We start from the raw sequence: 19,734 nt of genomic DNA on the forward strand, positions 1-19,734 counted from the left end.
ATGACACAGGACGCGCTTTCCATCCAGAATGTCAGCCACAGCTTCGGGCGCTTCGAGGCATTGAAGGATGTGTCGCTTACCGTGCCCCAAGGAGGCTTCACCGCCCTTCTTGGGGTGAACGGAGCAGGCAAGACGACGCTTTTTTCCCTGATCACAAGGCTTTACGACAATTCATCGGGGCGGATCGAGGTCGCGGGGCATGATCTGCGCCGGGAACCAGGTGCTGCGCTTGCGCGGCTTGGGGTCGTTTTCCAGTCCCGCTCGCTGGACCCGGATCTGACGGTTGCGCAAAACCTCCACTACCACGCCGCATTGCATGGCATCGGAAGATCCGAGGCGCGGGTCCGTGCCCATGAAGTCCTGACGCAGGTCGGGCTTTCGGACCGCATGGGCGTGAAGGTGGCCGCGCTTTCGGGGGGACAGCAACGACGGGCCGAGATCGCCCGCGCGCTTATCCATCACCCCGAAATACTCTTGCTCGACGAAGCGACCGTGGGCCTCGATGTGAAGTCGCGCGCCGAGGTGTTGGCCCTGACCCGCGAATTGACGCGCCACGGCGTCTCGGCGCTTTGGGCGACCCATCTGATGGATGAGATCCGCCCCGAGGACGGGCTTGTCATTCTGCACCGGGGTCGGGTGCTCGCAAGTGGCGTGGCCAGAGAGATCGCTGGCAAAGACAGTCTGACCGAAGCTTTCCTGCATCTGACCGGAGAAGGGGAATGAGCCAACGTCTGACCTCGCGCATGTGGCTGGTCGCGTTTCTGGGGATAGCCCGGCGCGAGACCCTTCGCTTTGTCAACCAGCGCGGACGCTTCCTGGCGGCGCTGGTCAGGCCGCTGGTCTGGCTGTTCATCTTTGCCGCCGGATTTCGAGCGGTGCTGGGGCTTTCGATCACGCCGCCCTACCAGACCTATGTCCTTTATGAGGTATACGTCACCCCAGGCCTTTGCGCGATGATCCAGCTTTTCAACGGCATGCAAAGCTCGCTCTCGATGGTCTATGACCGCGAGACGGGTGCGATGCGCACGCTGCTTGTCAGCCCGTTTCCCCGCTGGTTCCTGCTGTTGTCGAAGCTGGTCGCAGGGGTGATCGTGTCGATCATCCAGGTCTACACCTTTCTCGCGATCGCCTGGTTCTGGGATGTTCAGCCGCCTCGGCTGGGATATCTGACGGTGCTGCCCGCATTGATCCTGTCCGGGCTCATGCTGGGCGCGATGGGGCTGCTGCTGTCATCGGCGATACGGCAGCTTGAAAACTTCGCGGGCGTGATGAACTTCGTGATCTTCCCGATGTTTTTCGCCTCGACCGCGCTCTACCCGTTGTGGCGGATGCGCGAAAGTTCCACGCTCTTGCACGACATCTGTGCCGTCAATCCCTTCACCCATGCGGTTGAGTTGGTTCGCTTTGCCCTTTACGCGAAGTTCGATCTGATGTCCTTCTCGGTGGTGCTGGGTTGTCTCGTCCTGTTTTTCGCAGGGGCCGTGATCATGTATGATCCGTCAAAGGGGCTTTGGGCCCGGCGAAAGGGGGGAACATGAAACGGCTGGCTCTTGCGCTGGCGTTATTTGGCGTCACGTCGGCTGCCCAGGCAGAATCCAGCACCGATCCGGATTGGCCCTGCATTCAGCGAAAACAGCCGCATTTGTCGCTGGGTCAAATGTGGTCCGGGCCCGAGCCCAATGACACGATCAGGGAGCTGGCCGTGTCGAAGCCGATTTCGGATCTGGCTGACCGGCTTGAGCAGCGCAGGCTCCCTCTCGAAGCGGCGGAAGCTGAAATCGCGGAATTCGCCAGGACAGCCGACAACGACCAGCTTACCGCCCTTCTGGTGGCCATTTTCAACCGGGTTGAGCCTCACAGGACGGCGGTGATCGCGGGGATTTCGCGCTATGGTCACAAACAGGTGGACCTTGCCCAAAGGATCGAAGACCATCGCGCGAAGATGGCCCAGATGGAAAAGGTCGAGACGCCTGACTTCGATGCCATTGATGCAGAAGAAAAACAGCTTGATTGGGATATGCGAATTTTTCAGGACCGACAGCAGGCATTGACCTATGTCTGCGAAACCCCCGTCATACTTGAGCAAAGGGTGTTCGCCTTGGCGCGGGCAATTCAGGCGGGGCTGAAATGAACGGTCCGCCGGCGGTGATCCTCGCGGGCGGGCTTTCAAGCCGCATGGGTGGGGGAAACAAGGGGCTGCGCCTGCTGGCCGGTGAAACCCTGCTTGCCCGCGTGATCACACGCCTGACCCCGCAATGCGGCCTGCTTGCAATCAACGCGAATGGCGAGCCCGAACAGTTCGAGGATTATGGCCTGCCCGTGATTGCCGACAGCTTTTCCGGCTTTGCCGGACCTCTGGCGGGCGTTCTGGCGGGGATGGAATGGGCGGCAGCGCAGAATCTGGACGAGGTCGTGAGCGTCAGCGTGGATACGCCCTTCCTGCCATGGGACCTCGTGCATCGCCTGGTCGAGGCGAGGGGGCGGTCCGGGTTGGCGCTGGCTGCCAGCCCTGGCGATGACGGCCTGCTTCGCGATCATCCCACTTGCGCGATATGGCCTGTCACGCTGGCAGACGAACTTCGGGCGGCACTTGAATCGGGGCTGCATCGGATCGGCCAGTTCGCCGCTGCCTATGATCCCGGACGGGCCGTCTTTGACAGCCATCCCGTGGATCCCTTCATGAACCTCAATACGCCAGAAGACCTGGCCCTGGCCTCTCGCTACATCTGACGGCTGCACAAAAGAGCGGGTTGCGGCTTCAACCTTCCCGCGTGGGGCTGTAACTGGTGCCCACGCCCCTTTCGGTATTCCTCGGTATACCTTCGTTCAACTGTCAGGGGTGCAAACCGGAACAGTTATGAGAGGAGGCAGGGATGACGAACCGAAACGATCATCCGTCGGGCGTTGAGGCCAAGTGGAGCATCGTCGGCCCGGGTCTGGTTGTTGCGGCGACCGGTGTCGGCGCCGCAGACCTGATCGCGACCACAGTCGCCGGCAGCAAATATGGCTATGCCCTGCTATGGGCTGTCATCGCGGGTTGCATCATGAAGGTGATCCTGGTCGAGGGCGCTGGCCGCTACAGCCTTGCGACCGGCAACACGATCTTTGAAGGCTGGAGCAGCCTCGGCCGCTGGACCCATTGGTATTTCGGCCCCTATATCGTGATCTGGGGCTTCGTCTACGGTGCAGCGGCGATGGCGGGGACGGGCCTTGCGCTCTATTCCCTTTTCCCGTTCTTCAGCGTTGCCGTCTGGGGCATCCTGTGCGGACTTGCCGGTCTCGCGCTGGTCTGGTCGGGTCGCTACGACGTCTTCGAGAAGGTCCTGACCGTGATGGTCGGCCTGATGTTCGTCACGATGATCATCGCGGCTGCCTTCACCGTTCCGAACCTCGGGGAAATCGTCAAGGGCCTTGCTCCGGCCATTCCCCAAGGGGCGCTGATCAACGTGCTCAGCGTGGCTGGCGGTGTCGGCGGCACGATCACCCTTGCAGCCTATGGTTACTGGCTGCGCGAGAAGGGGTGGACCACCCCACGGTTCATGCGAGTGATGCGGATGGACAACGGGATTGCCTATCTCGTCACCGGGATTTTCGTGATCGCCACCCTGATCGTCGGGGCCGAGCTTCTGCATTCGGCCAAAATCGCCATCGGCGGTGGAGATCAGGGCATGGTCGATCTGGCGGGTGTCCTGGGCGAACGCTATGGCGTGTGGATGAGCAAGTTGTTCCTGTTGGGCTTCTTCGCGGCCTCGATGAGCTCGCTGGTCGGGGTCTGGAACGGGGTCAGCCTGATGTTTGCGGACTTCCTGGGCCATGTGCAGGGCAAGGCGCATGATCACCCGGATCGGCTGTCGGGCGGGCGTTACTACAAGTTCTACATCTTCTGGCTGACCTTCCCGCCGATGATCATGATGTTCCTGGGCAAGCCGGTCTACCTGATCCTCGCCTATGGCGTTCTGGGTTCGCTCTTCATGCCGTTCCTGGCCATCACGCTGCTGTGGATACTCAACACCGACCGCGTGCCTGCCGAATGGCGCAACCGCCCGCTGACCAACCTCATGCTGCTGCTTTGTGCCGCCGCGTTCGTTTCCCTTGCCGCGAACGAACTTTACACGCGCGTGTCGGCGTTCTTCTGATACTGCTTCCTGCGCCCCCTCCGCCGGGGGCGCAGACTTACACGCCGTAACGGCGCCACAGCCTTGCAAGCGCAATGGCGACCAGCCGCGCAAAGACGACCGTCATCACCGACAGGACCAGCAGGGCGGCGAAGACCAGATCGGTCTTCATCCTTCCGTTCGCGTGGATCATCAGCGCCCCCAGACCGCGCGCGCCCCCGACCCATTCGCCGATCACCGCCCCTATGGGCGCATATACCGCAGCCAGCCTGATGCCGGTTGCCAGTTGCGGCAGCGCTGCGGGAATGCGCAGGTGGCGCATGATCCGACCGCGGGACGCGCCCATGACTTGTGCGAGATCCAGCGCGGCCTGCGGGGTGCGCGCAAGCCCGTCGAGAAATGCCGATGCGACCGGGAAGAACACGATCAGCACGGTCACCGCAATCTTCGGAGCCATGCCGAATCCCAGCCAAAGCGTCAGGATGGGGGCAAGAGCAAAGACCGGGATTGTCTGCGAAAACGTCAGGATCGGCCGAAGGATCGAGGTGAGCCTTTGGGAAAAGCCCATCGCGACCGCCAATGCCGCACCCAATGCCGATCCGATCACGAATCCAAGGATCACTTCGGTCAGGGTGAAGCCGGCATACTGGACAATCTGGACCCGATTGAGCCAAAGCGCCTCGGCCACTGCTGCGGGTGAGGGGAGCAGGAAATGCGGCATCCCGGCAAGCCAGATTATGCCCTGCCAAATCGCCAGAACCGTGATGATCAACGCGGTGACGGTTCTCATGCCATCATTCCCCGCATGAGCCGGGCTTGAAACGACAGCACTTCGGGCGCGTCATAGGGGCGCGCCGCACCAATCGGTCTTGCTGTCGGCACGGGCCATTCGCTGAGCCCCTCTTCGCGCAAAAGCAGAATGCGATCGCCCAGTCGCGCAGCCTCCGCCGGGTCATGCGTGACCAGTAGAACCGTCCGACCGGCCAGCAGTCGGGCCGCCAGATCCTGCATCTGCGCGCGGGTCCGGGCATCCAGCGCCGAAAACGGTTCATCCAGCAGGACGATCGGCCTGTCCTCAAACAGGGTTCGGGCCAGCGCAACGCGCTGGCGCTGGCCGCCCGAGAGATTTTCCGGCAAGTGGTGTGCCCGATCCGTCAGCCCCACCGCGGCGATGAGTTCCGCTGCGCGCGACAGGTCCGGATGTTCGCCGCGAAGCCGCGCACCAAGGGTCACATTGCCCGTCACATCAAGCCAGGTTATCAGCCCCGGATCCTGTGACATCAGAGCGACGGGCCGATCGGTCGCAACTTCGCCCTCGAAGCGGGCGCCGGTTTCCAGCCCCGCGATAAGTCGCAGGATGGTTGACTTGCCCACCCCCGACGGACCCAGAAGGCAGGTCCAGCCGCCCTGATCCAGACGCAGGTCGACCGGGGCAAAAAGCGCTGCCTCGCCGACCCATGCCCGGCCATGGACCCGTGCCACGCTCATGCCCGGCCCAGATCCCAGAAGGCGACCTCAAGGCGCGTCGCAGTCGCAAAGCGATGCGCAAGTTCGGCCCAGCGGGGGCTTTCCTCGGGCCTGTCGCCCAACCTCTTGCGGATCGCGCTGTCCAGAAGCTGGCCAGCCTGTCGGCAGGCTTGCTGATAGTCTTCGCCAGAATAAGTCGCGATCCAATCTTGATAGGGCGTGTCGGGCGCGCATTCACGCGCAAGCCGCAAACCGATCTCGCCATAGCCCAGCACGCAGGGCATGAGTGCGGCGAGCAGGTCCAGGAAATCCCCCGAAAGCCCCGCATCCATGACGTAGCGCGTATAGGCGATATTTGTCATCGCCTCGGGGGTGCTGGTCATCTTCTCGACGTCGATACCGGCAGCGGCGCAGGTCTGGACATGCAGGCTCATCTCGTGGTCGAGAAGCGCATGCACCGTGGCCGAGCAGGCGCGCATTTCCTCAAGGTCGCCCGCCTTCACCACAGCCAGCGCCCATGCGCGCGAGAAGTGGATGAGAAACAGGTAATCCTGCACCAGATAGGTCAGGAAATCCGCGCGGGGCAGCGAGCCGTCGCTCATCCCCTCGACGAAGGAATGTCGGGTATAGGCATCCCAATCGGGTCGAGATGCTTGCCGCCACTGTCCGAATGCATTGCCGTAGGTCATTGCGCACCCAGATCGACGGCCAGTTCCGAGACCGGAAGAACGCTGTCAACCAGCCCGGCCTCGTGCAGGAACACCTCGAACCGGGCATAGCGGCCCTGATCAAGCGCCGCCGGGCTTTGCGAGAAGCGGGGCAGCGTGTCCTTCCAGGCTTCGCTGTTCAATTCGTCCTTGAGATCCGGCGCGGTTCCCGAAAACAGTTCCCATGCCTCATCGGGATGGTTCACCAGGTATTGCGCGCCGCGTTCGACCGCGTGCAGGAAGCGGCGCGAACGATCGGCGTCGAGCGTTTCGGGATTGGCGACGAAGATCAGTTCGTCATAGGTCGGCACCCCCTGTTCCTCGACGAAGAAGCAGCGCCCCTCGGCGCCTTCCAGACGCATCTGGGTCAGTTCGAAATTGCGATAGGCCCCGATCGTGGCATCGACCTGGCCTGCGATCAGCGCGGGTGACAGCGACCAGTTCACGTTGACCATCTCGACGTCATTCATGGAAAGGCCCGCGGTCTTCAGGATCTGGCCGACCAGCGCGTCCTCGACGCCGGAAACCGAATAGCCGATCTTCTTGCCCTTCAGGTCACCGATGGACTGGACGGGTCCGTCGGCCTTCACCATGAGGCAGTTCAGCGGGGTCGCGATCAGCGTGCCGATCCGCGTAAGCGGCAGGCCCTCATGGACCTGAAGATGCAATTGGGGCTGGTAGCTGATCGCGTAATCCGCCTTGCCCGCGGCCACCAGTTTCGGCGGGTCCGCCGGGTCCGCCGGAGCCACGATTTCGACATCAAGATCTTCCTCGGCGAAGAAGCCCTTTTCTTGCGCGACGATGATCGGGGCATGGTCGGGGTTCACGAACCAGTCGAGCATCAGCGTCACCTTGTCGGCAGCAAGGGCAGGCTGGGCCAGAAAAGCCAGCGTGGCGGTCAGGGCAAAATGCTTCATATGTCTTCTCCAAGGGCAAGCAGGGTGATCTCGCCGCTCCAGCGACGGGAAAGTTCGTCGGCCGCGCGCCAGGATCGCAATCCGGATCGGCAGGCCAGAACGACCCGCTGTCCGGGATCGGGCAGGGGGCCGGTCGCGCCGTAGCCGGGATGGCGCAGCGCATCCGGGGTCGCCTTGCGGGGGGCTTCGTCTTCGGGGCGCAGGTCGATGACCAGATCGCTTTCGCGGATGTCGTCTCTCGCGATGAAACGGGGCCCGTCGCCTTCAGCCGCGCCATCGAAACGGAACTGGGTGAAGCGCCCATTGTCGAGCCGCGTGAACTGGCCCAGTGGCGAGGGCGCAAGGCCAAGGATGACGCCAAGCGTCATCTGCGCTTGCAGAGAGCCCAGCATGCCGACCACCGGCCCCAGCACGCCAGCGGTCGCACAGGTCTGGCCGCTGTCGGGCGGTTCGGGGAAAAGTGCCCGAAGGCTGGGCGCCGTCCCGCAGAAGCCGCCGACATAGCCCGAAAGCCCAAGCGCCGAGGCCGAGATCAGGGGCTTGCCCGCAGCCAGGCAGGCATCGGACAAGGTGTAGCTGGCGGCGTAGCTGTCCGCGCAATCCAGAACGATATCCGCACCCGCGACCAGCCCCGGCGCATTCGCCGGGGTCAGGACATCGACAAGTGCCTGAACTTCGACCGAGGGGTTCAAACGCGCCACGGCCTGAGCCGCCGCCCTGACCTTGGGCTGGCCGATATCCTTCATGCGATAGATCGGCTGGCGATGAAGATTGGTTTCCTCGACCTTGTCCGGGTCGATCAGCGTGATCGCTTCGATCCCCGCGCCGGCAAGATATTGCAGGGCCGGGACACCCAGACCGCCGGCGCCGACGATCAGCACATGGGCCGCGGCAATCCGCGCCTGACCTTCAGCCGCGACCTCGGGCAGCACCATCTGGCGGGCATAGCGGTTCATGCGGTTACCCTGAGCCATTCGCGAATGCGGCCTTCGGGGTCGGCATTCAGCGTGATGTCGGTAACGGCCGAGGCGATGTCGGCACCCGCCTCGAAGGCCTGCACGGCGCGTTCGGGCGTCACACCCCCGATGGCGACCAGAGGCGTATCCCCGATCAGCCTGCGCCATTCGCTGACGCGTTCGAGTCCCTGCTGTTCCCACTTCATCTTCTTCAGGATGGTGGGCCAGACCGGTCCCAACGCGATGTAATCCGGCGCCAGCGCCAGGGCGCGGTCGAGTTCGGCACGGTCGTGCGTCGAGATGCCCATTCGCAGACCGGCCTTGCGGATTGCCGCGATGTCGGCGGTGTCCAGATCCTCCTGGCCCAGGTGAATGAAGCTGCAGCCAAGATCGATCGCGGCTTGCCAGTGATCGTTCACGACCAGCGTCGCACCGTGCTCACGACAAAGCTCCTGACACAGGGCCAGTTCCCCCAACAGCGCGTCCTTGGGCAGGTCCTTGATACGCGCCTGCACCAGCTTCACGCCAAGAGGCAGGGCGCGGCGAAGCCATTCTGCGCTGTCGAAGATCGGATAGAAACGGGGAAGGCTCATCCCAGCACCGCCATTCCGAAGACCGGGGTCGAGGGCGCAGCCATGTCACGGGCCTCGATCGGGTTCGCCGCATGCGCCAGTTTGCCTGCATCGATTGCAAGGGCCATCGCACGGGCCATGGCGACCGGATCACCCGCCTTGGCGACGGCGGTGTTCAAGAGCACGGCATCGTAACCCAGTTCCATGGCCTGAGCGGCATGGCTGGGCAGGCCGATCCCGGCATCGACGACCAGCGGAACATCGGGGAAATGGGCGCGCAGGCTGCGCAGGCCATAGGGGTTGTTCAGCCCCCGGCCCGATCCGATCGGCGCGCCCCAGGGCATCAGCACCTCGCAGCCTTCATCCAGAAGCCGGCCGCAGACGGAAAGGTCCTCGGTGCAATAGGGAAAGACCTGGAACCCATCATCTGTGAGAATGCGCGCCGCCTCGACCAGCGCGATGACGTCCGGGCAAAGCGTGTCGTCGTCGCGGATCACCTCAAGCTTGATCCAGGGCGTCTCGAAGAGCTCACGCGCCATCTGGGCGGTCGTGACGGCCTCGCGGACCGAATGGCAGCCGGCGGTATTGGGCAGGACGGGCACGCCAAGTTCCTTGATCAGGTCGTGGAATGCCTGTCCCGCTCCGCCCTCCCGCCGCAACGAGACGGTAGCGATGCCGGCGCCCGAGGCGCGGAAGGCATCGGCCATGATCGTCGGCGAGGGATATTGCGCCGTGCCCAGCATCAGCGGGCTATCGACATGCGTCCCATAGAATTGTGGCATCTCAGCCCCCTTGCATTGGCGCGACGACTTCCAGCGCATCGCCGTCTTTCAACGTGGTCGAGCCTCGGCGGCCCGCAGGCAGGAAGGTGCCGTTCAAGGCGGTAGCCACCTTGGCGGCGCCCAGCCCGATTTCGGCAAGCAGGTCCTGCACGGTCGGTCCGTCCAGGTCTCGCGGCTCTCCGTTAAGGGTGATCTTCATCCATGAACTCCGGTCTTTGGCCTGTCGTGATGTAATCGGCGGCCATGCGCGCTACGGCGGGGGCCAGAAGATAGCCGTGGCGATAAAGGCCGTTTGCATAAAGCGTATTCCCGCGCCGCCGCAGCCGGGGCAGGTTGTCGGGAAAGGCGGGGCGCGCATCGGCGCCCAGCTCAAGCACCTCCGCCTCGGCGAAAGCCGGGTGCAGGGCATAGGCGGCGCTCAGCATCTCGACCGCCGAGCGGGCGGTGACATTATGCTTTCCCCCGGTTTCCAGCATGGTCGCGCCGACCATGTAGACCCCCTCACCGCGCGGGACGATGTAAAGCGGAATGCGCGGATGCAGCATCCTGACCGTTCGGGTCAGCGTGACCTCCGGGCAGCGCAGCACCAGCATTTCACCTCGCACGCCGCGCAGGTCGGAAAGCTGGTCCCGGGCAGAAAGGCCCCGTGCGTCAACGGTCAGGCCGTTCGGGGTTCCGTCGGTCTCGATGTCGATGCCCTGCTGGGCCAGACGGTCGCGAAGCTGGCCAAGGGCTTCGCGCGGGTTCAAATGGGATTCGGTGTCGAAGAACAGGCCGCGCGCGAAACGGCCCTGCAATTCCGGCTCAAGTGTCACGATATCTTCGGCACTGACGCTGCGATGGCTTTCGGTCATCCGGGCAAAGCGGTCCAGCTCGGCGCGGTCGCGCGACGGTGCAAGAACCAGCGTTCCACGATGCGTGACCTCGACGCCCTGTGCCTGCCACCAATCGGCGGCATCCAGCCCGTGACGGACCACGACCGGCTCGGCGCTTTCCGCCTCGCACCAGGGCGCGAGCATGCCGCCGGCCCGCCAACTGCATCCATGCGCGCCCGGTCCGCCCGCCGGATCGATGATGCGGGGCCGTATCCCGCGTGAGGCAAGCTCGGTCGCGATCGAGAGACCCATCACCCCGGCGCCGAGAATGGTGATCTGGCTCATTTCCGCCCCCATTGTTCATGGAAGTGGTGGACCGGCCCATGTCCCAGTCCGATCGAAAGATCGTCCGCCGCAGCGATCGCCCCCTGAAGCCAGCCATGCGCGCGAGTCACCGCATCGGGCACGCTCATGCCCTGGGCAAGCCCCGCAGCGATGGCCGAGGAAAGCGAACAGCCGGTGCCGTGGGTATTCCGCGTGTCCTGGCGCGGCGCCGATAGCATCAGCGGAGCCGGCCCGATCAGCAGATCGGTACAGGTTTCCCCTTCGGCATGGCCGCCCTTCATCAGCACATGGGCCGCGCCCATGGCGCGCAGGGCCCCGCCTTGATCCGCCATTTCCTCGACGGATTGCGCGGGGGTCCTGTCCAGCAGCCGCGCGGCTTCGGGCAGGTTCGGCGTCAGCACCGTGGCCAGCGGCAGAAGCCGCTCGCGCATTGCCGATACCGCAGCATCGGGAAGCAGGGTATCGCCCGACTTGGCGATCATGACGGGGTCCAGCACGACCGGAATCGGATCGGTGTCGAGAAAGGCGCGCAAACGGTCCGCCACGGCTGCGATCACGTCGGGGCCGCCGACCATGCCGATCTTGACGGCCCGAATGTCCAGATCTCCGAAGACGGCATCAATCTGCGCCGCGATCATCTTGGGGCTGACCGACTCGACCGCCGCGACGGTGCGGGTGTTCTGTGCCGTGATCGCGGTGATCACCGACGCGCCATAGACCCGCAATGCGGAAAAGCTTTTCAGATCCGCCTGAATGCCCGCGCCGCCGCCGCTATCCGAGCCGGCGATCGTCAGGGCGATGGGATATGACATGGCCCGCCTTTCGTTTCGGCCGGGTCATGGGGTTCGGGGGATATGCGCGCGCATGGCCGGGATGCCCGGCAATGGCGCTCTACCCTTCCCTACGCCGGCATGACCCGGATCAGGTTCGATGGGTCGATGCCTGGCACCTCTCAGCCCCGTTGCGGGACTCCCCAAGTGTAGAATTTCGATATGACAGACTAGGGCCGAAGGGGTCGGCCCGCAAGGGCCTTACGGATAGTAGCTGCGGAACCACTCGACATAGGCTTCGACGCCGTCCCCGATCGCCGTCTGCGGGGCGTAACCGGTCAGCTGGCGCAGCAAGGTGGTGTCGGCCCAGGTTGCCGGAACGTCGCCCGGCTGCATGGGCATGAAATGTCGGATCGCCGTCTTGCCGGTGGCGGCCTCGATTGCGGCAATGAAGTCCAGAAGTTCGACCGGTGCGCCATTGCCGATATTGACCACGCGGAATGGGGCGACGGGCGACAGGCTGTCTTCGGCGCCGACCGGGGTGGCACCGGGGATGGCGTCCATGAGCAGCCGGATCGCCCGGACAAGGTCGGTCACATAGGTAAAATCGCGCCGCATGTCGCCGTGGTTGAAGACCTTGATCGGCCTTCCTTCCAGAATCGCACTGGTGAACAGCCACGGCGCCATGTCGGGTCGCCCCCATGGGCCATAGACGGTGAAAAACCGGAACATCGTCACCGGCAGGCCGAACAGATGGGCGTAGCTATGCGCCATTGCCTCGGTCGACTTCTTGCTGGCGGCGTAGAAGGACATCTGGCTGTCGACCTTGTCACCCTCGCGGTAGGGCATCTGCGTATTCGCGCCATAGACCGAACTGGTCGAGGCCAGCAGCAGATGTCTTGGGGGGTGGGCCCGGGCCGCCTCCAGCAGTTCGAACGTCCCGATGATGTTCGATTGCAGATAGGCGCGCGGATTGTCGATCGAGTTGCGCACGCCCGCCTGGGCGGCAAGATGCACGATCATGTCCGGCTTGTGCTGTTCGAACAGCGACGCGAGCAAGCCGGGCTCTTCGACGCGAGCCCTGATCGTCACAAAGCGCGGCGAGCGGAGAAGCAGATTTTCGCGCGCCTGCTTCAGGGCTGGATCGTAATAGGCGTCATGGGCGTCAAGCCCGATGACCTCAACGCCCTCGGCCAACAGCCGCTCGCACAGATGATATCCGATGAAACCGGCGGAGCCGGTGACCAGAGCCCGCATCAATCCACCCCGTAGAGGTCTCGGGTGTAAAGCTTGTCACCGACATCCGAGAGTTCCGGCGTCAGGCGATTTGCGATGATCAGGTCGGATTGCTGCTTGAATTGGGCAAGATCGTTGATGACGGGGCTGTGGAAGAAATGCGGCTCATCCAGAACGGGCTCATAGACGATGCAAGGGATGCCCTTTGCCTTGATCCGCTTCATGATGCCCTGGATCGAGCTGTCGCGGAAATTGTCCGATCCGGCCTTCATCACCAGCCGATAGACGCCCACCAGTTTCGGTTTGCGGGCAATGATCTGGTCGGCAATGAAGTCCTTGCGGGTGCGGTTTGATTCCACCACCGCCGCGATCAATTGCTGCGGCACCTGGTCATAGTTCGCCAGAAGCTGCTTGGTGTCCTTTGGAAGGCAATAGCCGCCATAACCGAAGCTGGGATTGTTGTAATGGTTGCCGATGCGCGGATCCAACCCGACGCCTTCGATGATCTCGCGCGTGTTCAGGCCGCGCGAAATCGAATAGCTGTCGAGTTCGTTGAAATAGGCCACCCGCAGGGCAAGATAGGTGTTCGAGAAAAGCTTGATCGCCTCGGCCTCGACCGCGCCGGTGAACTGCACGGGCATGTCCTTGCGGATCGCGCCCTGGACCAGCAACTCGGCCAGTTCATGCGCCTCGGGGCTATGGGCGCCCACAACGATGCGCGACGGGTGCAGGTTGTCGTATAGCGCGCGGCCTTCGCGCAGGAATTCGGGTGAAAAGATGATCCCGTCGAAACCCGTGCGTTCGCGCATCTCGGTCGCGAAACCGACCGGGACGGTGGATTTCACGACGATGGTGGCTTCGGGGGCGTGTTCGCGCGCAAGCGCAATGACCTGCTCGACGCTCGACGTGTCGAAATGATGGGTGCGCGTATCGTAATTCGTGGGCGTCGCGATGATGACAAATCGCGCACCTTCCAGCGCCTCGGCCGCGTCCGTGGTCGCCCTGAGGTCGAGCGGCTTCGTCGCCAGCCAGTCGGAGATTTCCGCGTCTTCGATGGGGGATCGCCGGGCGTTGACCTGGTCGACACGACCCCGGTTGATATCCAGCGCCATGACGCTGTTGTGCTGGGACAGAAGCACGGCGATCGACATGCCGACGTAACCCAGACCCGCTACGGTGATTTTCATTCGCGGCTTCCGCACAATTGTTTCGGCCAGACCTAACACAGCAGGCTCGGAGGCTGAAGAAGGCAGTTTGCGCGCCATGACCTTGCAGCTGGTATACCAAGATGCCAAATAGAAGCCGACCTTAAGGAGAGAGGACCTCCCCAATGACCTTCACCCCTCATGGCAAACATCTGATCGCTGGCGAATGGGTCGCGACCGAGCAGAGCTTCCAGTCCGAACCGGCGACCGGCCCGGCGCATTCGTTCAGCGTCGGCACGGTCGAGCTGGTGAACCGGGCCTGCGAAGCGGCCGAGGATGCGTTCTGGAGCTATGGCTATTCCTCGCGCGAAGAGCGTGCGGCCTTCCTTGACGCCATCGCCGACGAGATCGAGGCCCGCGCCGAGGCCATCACCCAGATCGGCAGCCAGGAAACCGGCCTGCCGGAAGCCCGCCTGCAAGGCGAGCGCGGCCGCACCACCGGCCAGCTGCGTCTCTTTGCCGAGCATATCCGCAAGGGCGAATATCTTGACCGCCGCTTCGACGCCGCCCTGCCGGATCGCAAGCCGGCACCGCGTCCCGAGATTCGCCTGGTCGAGCGTCCGATCGGCCCGGTCGCGGTGTTCGGCGCCTCGAACTTCCCGCTGGCCTTCTCGACCGCTGGCGGCGACACCGCCGCCGCGCTGGCCGCAGGCTGCCCGGTCGTCGTGAAGGGCCACTCGGCCCATCCCGGCACCGGCGAGATCGTCGCCGAGTCCGTCGCCGCCGCGATCGCGAAATGCGGCGTCCATCCCGGCGTCTTCAGCCTGATCCAGGGCGGCCGCCGCGATGTCGGCACCGCGCTCGTCCAGCATCCGCGCATCAAGGCCGTGGGCTTCACCGGCAGCCTTGCCGGTGGCCGCGCGCTGTTCGACCTTTGCGCGCAGCGCCCCGAGCCGATCCCCTTCTTCGGCGAGCTGGGCTCGGTCAACCCGATGTTCCTGCTGCCCGAGGCCATGTCCGCCCGGGCCGATGAGCTGGGCGCAGGCTGGGCCGGGTCGCTGACCATGGGCGCGGGCCAGTTCTGCACCAATCCGGGCATTTCCGTGGTGATCGACGGGCCGGATGCCGACCGCTACACCGCCGCCGCCAGGGCCGGGCTGGAAAAAGTCGGCCCGCAGACCATGCTGACCGACGGCATCGCGAAAGCCTATCGCGATGGCAAGGAGCGTTTTGAGACCCGCAACTCGGTCACCCCGGTCTATGCGACCGACTCGGCCGACCGCCAGGCCAACCCGAACCTCTACGAGACCACCGCCGAGGCCTATCTGCAGGACCACGCGCTGGGTGAAGAGGTCTTCGGCCCGCTCGGCCTGATCGTCCGCGTGAAATCCGTCGACGAGATGGTGACGCTGGCCAAGGGCTTCGAGGGCCAGCTGACCGCGACGCTGCACATGGACGAAGGCGACCTGGCCGATGCCCAGAAGCTGCGCCCGATCCTTGAACGCAAGGCCGGCCGCGTGCTGGTCAACGGCTTCCCGACCGGCGTCGAGGTGGTCGATTCCATGGTCCATGGCGGACCTTACCCGGCCTCGACCAATTTCGGCGCAACCTCGGTCGGAACCCTCTCCATCCGCCGCTTCCTGCGCCCCGTCAGCTACCAGAACTTCCCGGAAGAACTGCTGCCGGAAGACCTGCGCTGAGATCGGACCGTGACTGGTCGCGGCATGATGCGGCGACCCTGAAACAAGAGCCGCGACCCAGCAGGGTCGCGGCTTTCCTCTGCCTCGTATCCCGGGGACTTGACCCCCATCAGGGCCTGCCCCACGATCGCGGCCGATTTGGTCGAGACCCTGGCGGAGAACGGGAATGGACGCGAAGAAGAACATTATTTTCGATCTGGGCGCGGTGCTGATCGAATGGGACCCTGCGCTTGCTTTTGCCGATGTGTTTACGACAAGGGACGCCGCCGAGGCTTGGCTGCGTGAGATCGATTTCGCGACATGGAACCGGCTCCAGGATGGGGGACGCAGCTTTGCCGATGGGATTGCTGCGGCGCGCGCCCAGCACGGCAACCGCGCCGATCCGCTTGAGGGGTATCTGGCCGCCTTCCCGGTCACCATCGAAAAGCCAATAGATGGCAGTTGGGACATTCTCGAGAAGCTGGCCTCGACCGGCATGCCGCTTTTTGCGATCACCAACTGGTCCGCAGAGACCTGGCCTGCGGCGCTCGAGCTTTATCCAAGGCTTTCGACCGTGTTTCGCGACATTGTCGTGTCCGGAGAGGTAGCGCGCCTGAAGCCTGAGCCGGAAATCTACCGGCTGCTGATGGAACGCAACAACCTGGTGGCCGAGGACTGCATCTTTATCGACGACAGCGCCGCCAATGTGGCTGGGGCAAGGGCGCTTGGGATCGACGCGATTCGCTTCACGGATGCCGATTCCCTTGCCGAAGAACTGTCCAGACGCGGAATTTTTGCCTGAAAGCTGGTTTTTTACCCGCCATGGCAGGTTTTTTCACGCGGCAATCACGGGCTCATCACATCTCATGGGGCAATATGAGCTTGTCCGGAGAGGCAGAGATGCACCAGCGGCAGACAAGGCAACCGGGCAATTGAAGAACCAAAACATTTGATTTTCGCCGGCGGCAGAGCGGCGATGCTGATTTAACGGCTGTTTTCGAGTATGATGTTTCAATGACCCTTCGCTGCACTGGAAGCGCGCCCGCCATCTCCCTGGCGGGCGCGCGGCTTTTCAGCTTGGGGCCTGCGTTTCAGCGTGCACCGATCAGCGGAGCGAGATGGCGCAGCGCCATCAGATAGCCGTTGACGCCAAGTCCCGCGATGACGCCCTCGGCCCTGAGGCTGACATAGGAATGATGCCGGAAGCTTTCGCGCTTGTGGATGTTCGAGATGTGAACCTCGATCACGGGCGCGTCGAACGTGTTCAGCGCATCGAGAATCGCGACCGAGGTATGGGTCAGGGCGCCGGGATTGATGATGATCGCATTCGCCTCGTGACGGGCTTCGTGGATCGTGTCGACGACGACGCCTTCGTGATTCGACTGGAAGAACCTGATCTCGACGCCCAGGTCGCGGCCAAGCTCGATGCAGGCCTGTTCGACATCGGCCAGCGTCGTGCTGCCATAGATTTCTGGTTGGCGCTGGCCCAGCAGGTTCAGGTTCGGGCCGTTCAGGACATAGACGGTGGGCATGGCTTCCTCGTATCGCGGGCGGGGCAGGGCCCGCCGGTTTGCGCCGCAGGATAGTCCGCACCCGCCATACCGCAAGCGCGTTCAGGCGGGCTCGGCCAGGAAGATATAGCCTGCGCCGTAGATCGTCTTGATCAGTTGGGGGTTCTTGGGGTCTTCGCCCAGCTTCGTGCGCAGGCGCGAGATCCGCACATCCATTGCCCGGTCGAAGCTTTCCCCTGCCGCGCCGCCAAGTGTCTCGAGCATTTGCGCGCGCGAGATGAGGCGTCTGGGATTGTCCAGAAAAAGACGAAGAACCTCGGCCTCGGCATGGCTGAGGGGGGTTTCCGAGCCCTGGGGCGAGGTCAGCATGTAGCGGTCGAAATCGGCGGACCAGCCGGCGAAGCTGATCAACTGGCGGCCATTTCCCGGATCACGCTGCGGCTTTCGCAAGCGGGCACGAATGCGGGCCACGACCTCGGCCGGCTCGAACGGCTTGATGATATAGTCGTCCGCGCCAAGCTCCAGCCCGGTGATCCTGTCCTGCACCTGCGCGCGGCCCGAAATGATGATGATCGCGGCGCCCGATTCCCTTGCCAGCCGGTGGACCAGCGCGAGCCCGTCGCGATCCGGCAGGCCAAGGTCGATGAGGCAGGCATCGGGTTGGATCCGCCGCAGCGCCGCCTCGAACTCGGTGGCGCGGGCAAAGCATTGCGTGCGAAAGCCCGCTTCTTCAAGCGCGGAGGCCAGCAGACGTCGGATTTCCGCCTCATCGTCCAGAATCGCGATCAATGGAGCGTCAGTCATCCGTTACCTGCATCATTGCGGCGGCCAGTTCGGCATCATCGAAGGGCTTGGTCAAGACCGGAACTCCGATCTTGGGTCGTCGTGGGTCTCCGGGCGGTAGCGCCGTCATCAGGACAAGGGGCAGTCCGGGCCCTGCCAGTTCGGTTCCCATTCCGTCGCCCAGCTGCAGGTCGGACAGGATCAGGGAAAGACCGGGCAGGTCGGTCAGGTTGCGCGCTTCGGACAAGCTTTCCGCCTCGATCACCGAATGGCCCTGTGCCGTCAGCATCTCGCGGGTCGTGGCGCGAATATCGGGGTCGTCTTCGACCAGAAGCACCATCTGGGGGCGTTCCGAGCGCCAGGGCAGGCGGATCGTGATCTGCGCACCGCCTGCATTGCCAAGGCGCAGGGTGCCACCCGCAAGCTTGATCTGGTCATAGACCATCGAAAGTCCGAGCCCGGAGCCCTGACGGCCTTTCGTCGTGAAGAAAGGCTCGGTCGCACGTTCCAGGGCCTGCGGAGAAAACCCGGGCCCGGTATCCGAGACCATGAGTTCAAGCCAGCGTCCCGCTGACCTGGCGGTGATGCAGATCCGACCCTGGCCTTTCATCGCGTCCCGCGCATTCAGGATGAGATTGAGAAGCGCATCCTGCAAGGCGCCGGGGTCGAGCATCAGTCGCCTGTCGGGCAAGTCGGCCGTGACCTCAAGCCCGACGCCGCTGCCCAGCGTGGGGCGGGTCATCGCGGCGAGGTCGTCGAGTAGGGCCGGCAGATCGACCGGTTTCGGGTGGTAATCACGCTGCCCGGTCAGGGTCGCAATCCCCTCGAGAAGCGTCACGCCGCGCCGTGCCGCAGCCAAGGTCGCCTGCACATCCTCGGCCTGGCTGGACATGAGATCCGAGCGCGCCAATCGCGACTGCAGCCCCAGGATGATGGTCAGCAGATTGCCGAAATCATGCGCCATGCCCGAGGTGACCTGGGCCGCGATCGCGCGCTTTGCAGCATGGGCCAGCGCCTCGCGCGACTGGACTTCGGCCGTGACGTCGGTTGACAGGATATAGGCGCCGCGCCCCGTCTGATCCGGCGTAAGCGCGATGCGGATGCGCCGCCCCGAGGGTGGGTGGGTGATTTCGAAGACCTGGGGCTGGCCCGAAATGGCCCGGTCCATATGCGGGCGGATGCGATCGAAGGTGTCGGGCCCAAGCACCTCGTCCCCGTCACGCCCGATGATCCCGATCTCGGAACCGGGAAAGACAGCGGCGATCTGATTGTTCGAGAAGGTGTAGCGGTAGTCGCGATCCATATGCGCGATATGGGCTGGCACCATGGCCGTGACTTGCCGGGTGCGGGCCTCGGATTCGGTCAGGATCCGCTTGGCCTCTTCCAGCGCGGCATTCGTCGCGGCAAGGGCGCGGTTTGCCGCCGAAAGACGCTCGGCATTCTCCAGAACCAGCTCGGATAGTTCTTCCGAGCGGGCACGCAGCAGTTCCTCTTGCTGCTTGATCTGGGTGATGTCGGTATAGACCGCGACCCAGCCGCCCTGCGACAAGGGCGCGCCTTCGACCGAGATCCATCGACCGTCGGCGCGCTTTCTCTCCATGTAATGCGGCTGAAAGGTTCGTGCCTGATCGACCCGTTCGCGAATTGCCGCCTCGGTGTCGACCTGCGGGCCGTATTCGCCGCGACCGACAAGGTAGCGGATCGTGTCCTCGAAGCTTGTACCGATCCGCGTCAACTCGTCTGGCAGACCGAACATGGCCTGATAGGGTCGGTTCGATACAGCCAGCCTCAGATCCGCGTCAAATATCGAGATCGCCTGTTGAATCAGGTTCAATCCCGACCGGGTCAGTTCGGCGTGCCGATCCTGCGGTAACATGATCCTCCCTCGGGAATTGCCTCGCTCCTGTAACAATTCGTAGGATTCCCGAAAAATT

General features: G+C 63.8%; 22 protein-coding genes and 1 riboswitch. Of the genes, 7 read left to right on the plus strand and 15 right to left on the minus strand.

Annotated elements, in window-relative coordinates; translation table 11 throughout:
* The 5 genes from RGQ15_RS04500 (at position 1) to RGQ15_RS04520 (ending at position 4,136) form a co-directional block, all read left to right on the plus strand.
* Entirely contained in the window at positions 1–723 is a 723-nt protein-coding gene (locus RGQ15_RS04500; RefSeq protein ID WP_311159034.1) for an ABC transporter ATP-binding protein, read from the plus strand.
* Positions 720–1,538, plus strand: a complete 819-nt coding sequence (locus RGQ15_RS04505) for an ABC transporter permease (protein ID WP_311159035.1) — start codon at positions 720–722, stop codon at positions 1,536–1,538. Before RGQ15_RS04500 ends, RGQ15_RS04505 begins: the two co-directional genes overlap by 4 nt.
* Complete coding sequence (locus RGQ15_RS04510) at positions 1,535–2,131, plus strand: hypothetical protein (RefSeq protein ID WP_311159036.1); 597 nt, start codon at positions 1,535–1,537, stop codon at positions 2,129–2,131. The genes RGQ15_RS04505 and RGQ15_RS04510 overlap by 4 nt, the downstream gene beginning before the upstream one ends.
* Positions 2,128–2,730, plus strand: coding sequence for a molybdenum cofactor guanylyltransferase MobA (mobA, locus tag RGQ15_RS04515; protein ID WP_311159037.1), 603 nt, complete (start codon positions 2,128–2,130; stop codon positions 2,728–2,730). Before RGQ15_RS04510 ends, mobA begins: the two co-directional genes overlap by 4 nt.
* Positions 2,731–2,873: 143 nt before the next feature.
* Positions 2,874–4,136 carry an Nramp family divalent metal transporter gene (locus tag RGQ15_RS04520; protein ID WP_311159038.1) on the plus strand — a complete coding sequence of 421 codons (1,263 nt, stop codon included), beginning with the start codon at positions 2,874–2,876 and terminating at the stop codon, positions 4,134–4,136.
* A gap of 37 nt (positions 4,137–4,173) precedes the next feature.
* Here RGQ15_RS04520 and RGQ15_RS04525 read toward each other — a convergent pair whose 3' ends face one another.
* The 12 genes from RGQ15_RS04525 to RGQ15_RS04580 all read right to left on the minus strand — a co-directional run bounded on the left by RGQ15_RS04525 (position 4,174) and on the right by RGQ15_RS04580 (position 13,869).
* Positions 4,174–4,905, minus strand: coding sequence for an ABC transporter permease (locus RGQ15_RS04525; protein ID WP_311159039.1), 732 nt, complete (start codon positions 4,903–4,905; stop codon positions 4,174–4,176).
* Positions 4,902–5,603: an ABC transporter ATP-binding protein gene (locus tag RGQ15_RS04530; RefSeq protein WP_311159040.1), complete on the minus strand. Its 702-nt coding sequence runs from the start codon at positions 5,601–5,603 to the stop codon at positions 4,902–4,904. Before RGQ15_RS04530 ends, RGQ15_RS04525 begins: the two co-directional genes overlap by 4 nt.
* On the minus strand, positions 5,600–6,271 hold the full coding sequence (gene tenA, locus RGQ15_RS04535) for a thiaminase II (RefSeq protein ID WP_311159041.1): 672 nt from the start codon (positions 6,269–6,271) through the stop codon (positions 5,600–5,602). Before tenA ends, RGQ15_RS04530 begins: the two co-directional genes overlap by 4 nt.
* Positions 6,268–7,206, minus strand: coding sequence for an ABC transporter substrate-binding protein (locus tag RGQ15_RS04540; RefSeq protein ID WP_311159042.1), 939 nt, complete (start codon positions 7,204–7,206; stop codon positions 6,268–6,270). The genes tenA and RGQ15_RS04540 overlap by 4 nt, the downstream gene beginning before the upstream one ends.
* Entirely contained in the window at positions 7,203–8,162 is a 960-nt protein-coding gene (locus RGQ15_RS04545; protein ID WP_311159043.1) for a HesA/MoeB/ThiF family protein, read from the minus strand. The genes RGQ15_RS04540 and RGQ15_RS04545 overlap by 4 nt, the downstream gene beginning before the upstream one ends.
* On the minus strand, positions 8,159–8,755 hold the full coding sequence (locus RGQ15_RS04550; protein WP_311159045.1) for a thiamine phosphate synthase: 597 nt from the start codon (positions 8,753–8,755) through the stop codon (positions 8,159–8,161). Before RGQ15_RS04550 ends, RGQ15_RS04545 begins: the two co-directional genes overlap by 4 nt.
* A complete protein-coding gene (locus RGQ15_RS04555; RefSeq protein ID WP_311159046.1) occupies positions 8,752–9,516 on the minus strand; it encodes a thiazole synthase in 765 nt (254 codons plus the stop codon). The genes RGQ15_RS04550 and RGQ15_RS04555 overlap by 4 nt, the downstream gene beginning before the upstream one ends.
* A 1-nt stretch (position 9,517) precedes the next feature.
* A complete protein-coding gene (gene thiS / locus RGQ15_RS04560; RefSeq protein WP_311159047.1) occupies positions 9,518–9,715 on the minus strand; it encodes a sulfur carrier protein ThiS in 198 nt (65 codons plus the stop codon).
* The gene (locus RGQ15_RS04565; RefSeq protein ID WP_311159048.1) at positions 9,699–10,676 is read right to left on the minus strand and encodes an FAD-dependent oxidoreductase; all 978 of its coding nucleotides are present in this window, start codon (positions 10,674–10,676) and stop codon (positions 9,699–9,701) included. Before RGQ15_RS04565 ends, thiS begins: the two co-directional genes overlap by 17 nt.
* Positions 10,673–11,488: a bifunctional hydroxymethylpyrimidine kinase/phosphomethylpyrimidine kinase gene (gene thiD, locus RGQ15_RS04570; RefSeq protein WP_311159049.1), complete on the minus strand. Its 816-nt coding sequence runs from the start codon at positions 11,486–11,488 to the stop codon at positions 10,673–10,675. Before thiD ends, RGQ15_RS04565 begins: the two co-directional genes overlap by 4 nt.
* 69 nt (positions 11,489–11,557) lie before the next feature.
* Positions 11,558–11,662, minus strand: a riboswitch (TPP riboswitch).
* A gap of 45 nt (positions 11,663–11,707) precedes the next feature.
* Positions 11,708–12,706 (minus strand): SDR family NAD(P)-dependent oxidoreductase, encoded by a 999-nt coding sequence (locus RGQ15_RS04575; RefSeq protein WP_311159050.1) that lies wholly within the window; start codon positions 12,704–12,706, stop codon positions 11,708–11,710.
* Positions 12,703–13,869: a nucleotide sugar dehydrogenase gene (locus RGQ15_RS04580; protein ID WP_311159051.1), complete on the minus strand. Its 1,167-nt coding sequence runs from the start codon at positions 13,867–13,869 to the stop codon at positions 12,703–12,705. Before RGQ15_RS04580 ends, RGQ15_RS04575 begins: the two co-directional genes overlap by 4 nt.
* 143 nt (positions 13,870–14,012) lie before the next feature.
* Here RGQ15_RS04580 and RGQ15_RS04585 point away from each other — a divergent pair, with 143 nt between their 5' ends.
* A complete protein-coding gene (locus RGQ15_RS04585; RefSeq protein ID WP_311159052.1) occupies positions 14,013–15,527 on the plus strand; it encodes an aldehyde dehydrogenase (NADP(+)) in 1,515 nt (504 codons plus the stop codon).
* Between the two features lie 166 nt (positions 15,528–15,693).
* Positions 15,694–16,308, plus strand: a complete 615-nt coding sequence (locus RGQ15_RS04590) for an HAD family hydrolase (RefSeq protein WP_311159053.1) — start codon at positions 15,694–15,696, stop codon at positions 16,306–16,308.
* Between the two features lie 289 nt (positions 16,309–16,597).
* Here RGQ15_RS04590 and aroQ read toward each other — a convergent pair whose 3' ends face one another.
* From aroQ to RGQ15_RS04605, 3 genes are all read right to left on the minus strand, one after another.
* On the minus strand, positions 16,598–17,038 hold the full coding sequence (gene aroQ / locus RGQ15_RS04595; protein ID WP_311159054.1) for a type II 3-dehydroquinate dehydratase: 441 nt from the start codon (positions 17,036–17,038) through the stop codon (positions 16,598–16,600).
* A gap of 81 nt (positions 17,039–17,119) precedes the next feature.
* Entirely contained in the window at positions 17,120–17,821 is a 702-nt protein-coding gene (locus tag RGQ15_RS04600; protein WP_311159055.1) for a response regulator transcription factor, read from the minus strand.
* Entirely contained in the window at positions 17,814–19,676 is a 1,863-nt protein-coding gene (locus tag RGQ15_RS04605) for a PAS-domain containing protein (RefSeq protein WP_311159056.1), read from the minus strand. Before RGQ15_RS04605 ends, RGQ15_RS04600 begins: the two co-directional genes overlap by 8 nt.
* Between the last annotated feature and the right edge of the window lie 58 nt (positions 19,677–19,734).

It is taken from the genome of Paracoccus sp. MBLB3053, from assembly GCF_031822435.1.
In the GTDB taxonomy this organism is placed as follows: domain Bacteria; phylum Pseudomonadota; class Alphaproteobacteria; order Rhodobacterales; family Rhodobacteraceae; genus Paracoccus; species Paracoccus aurantius.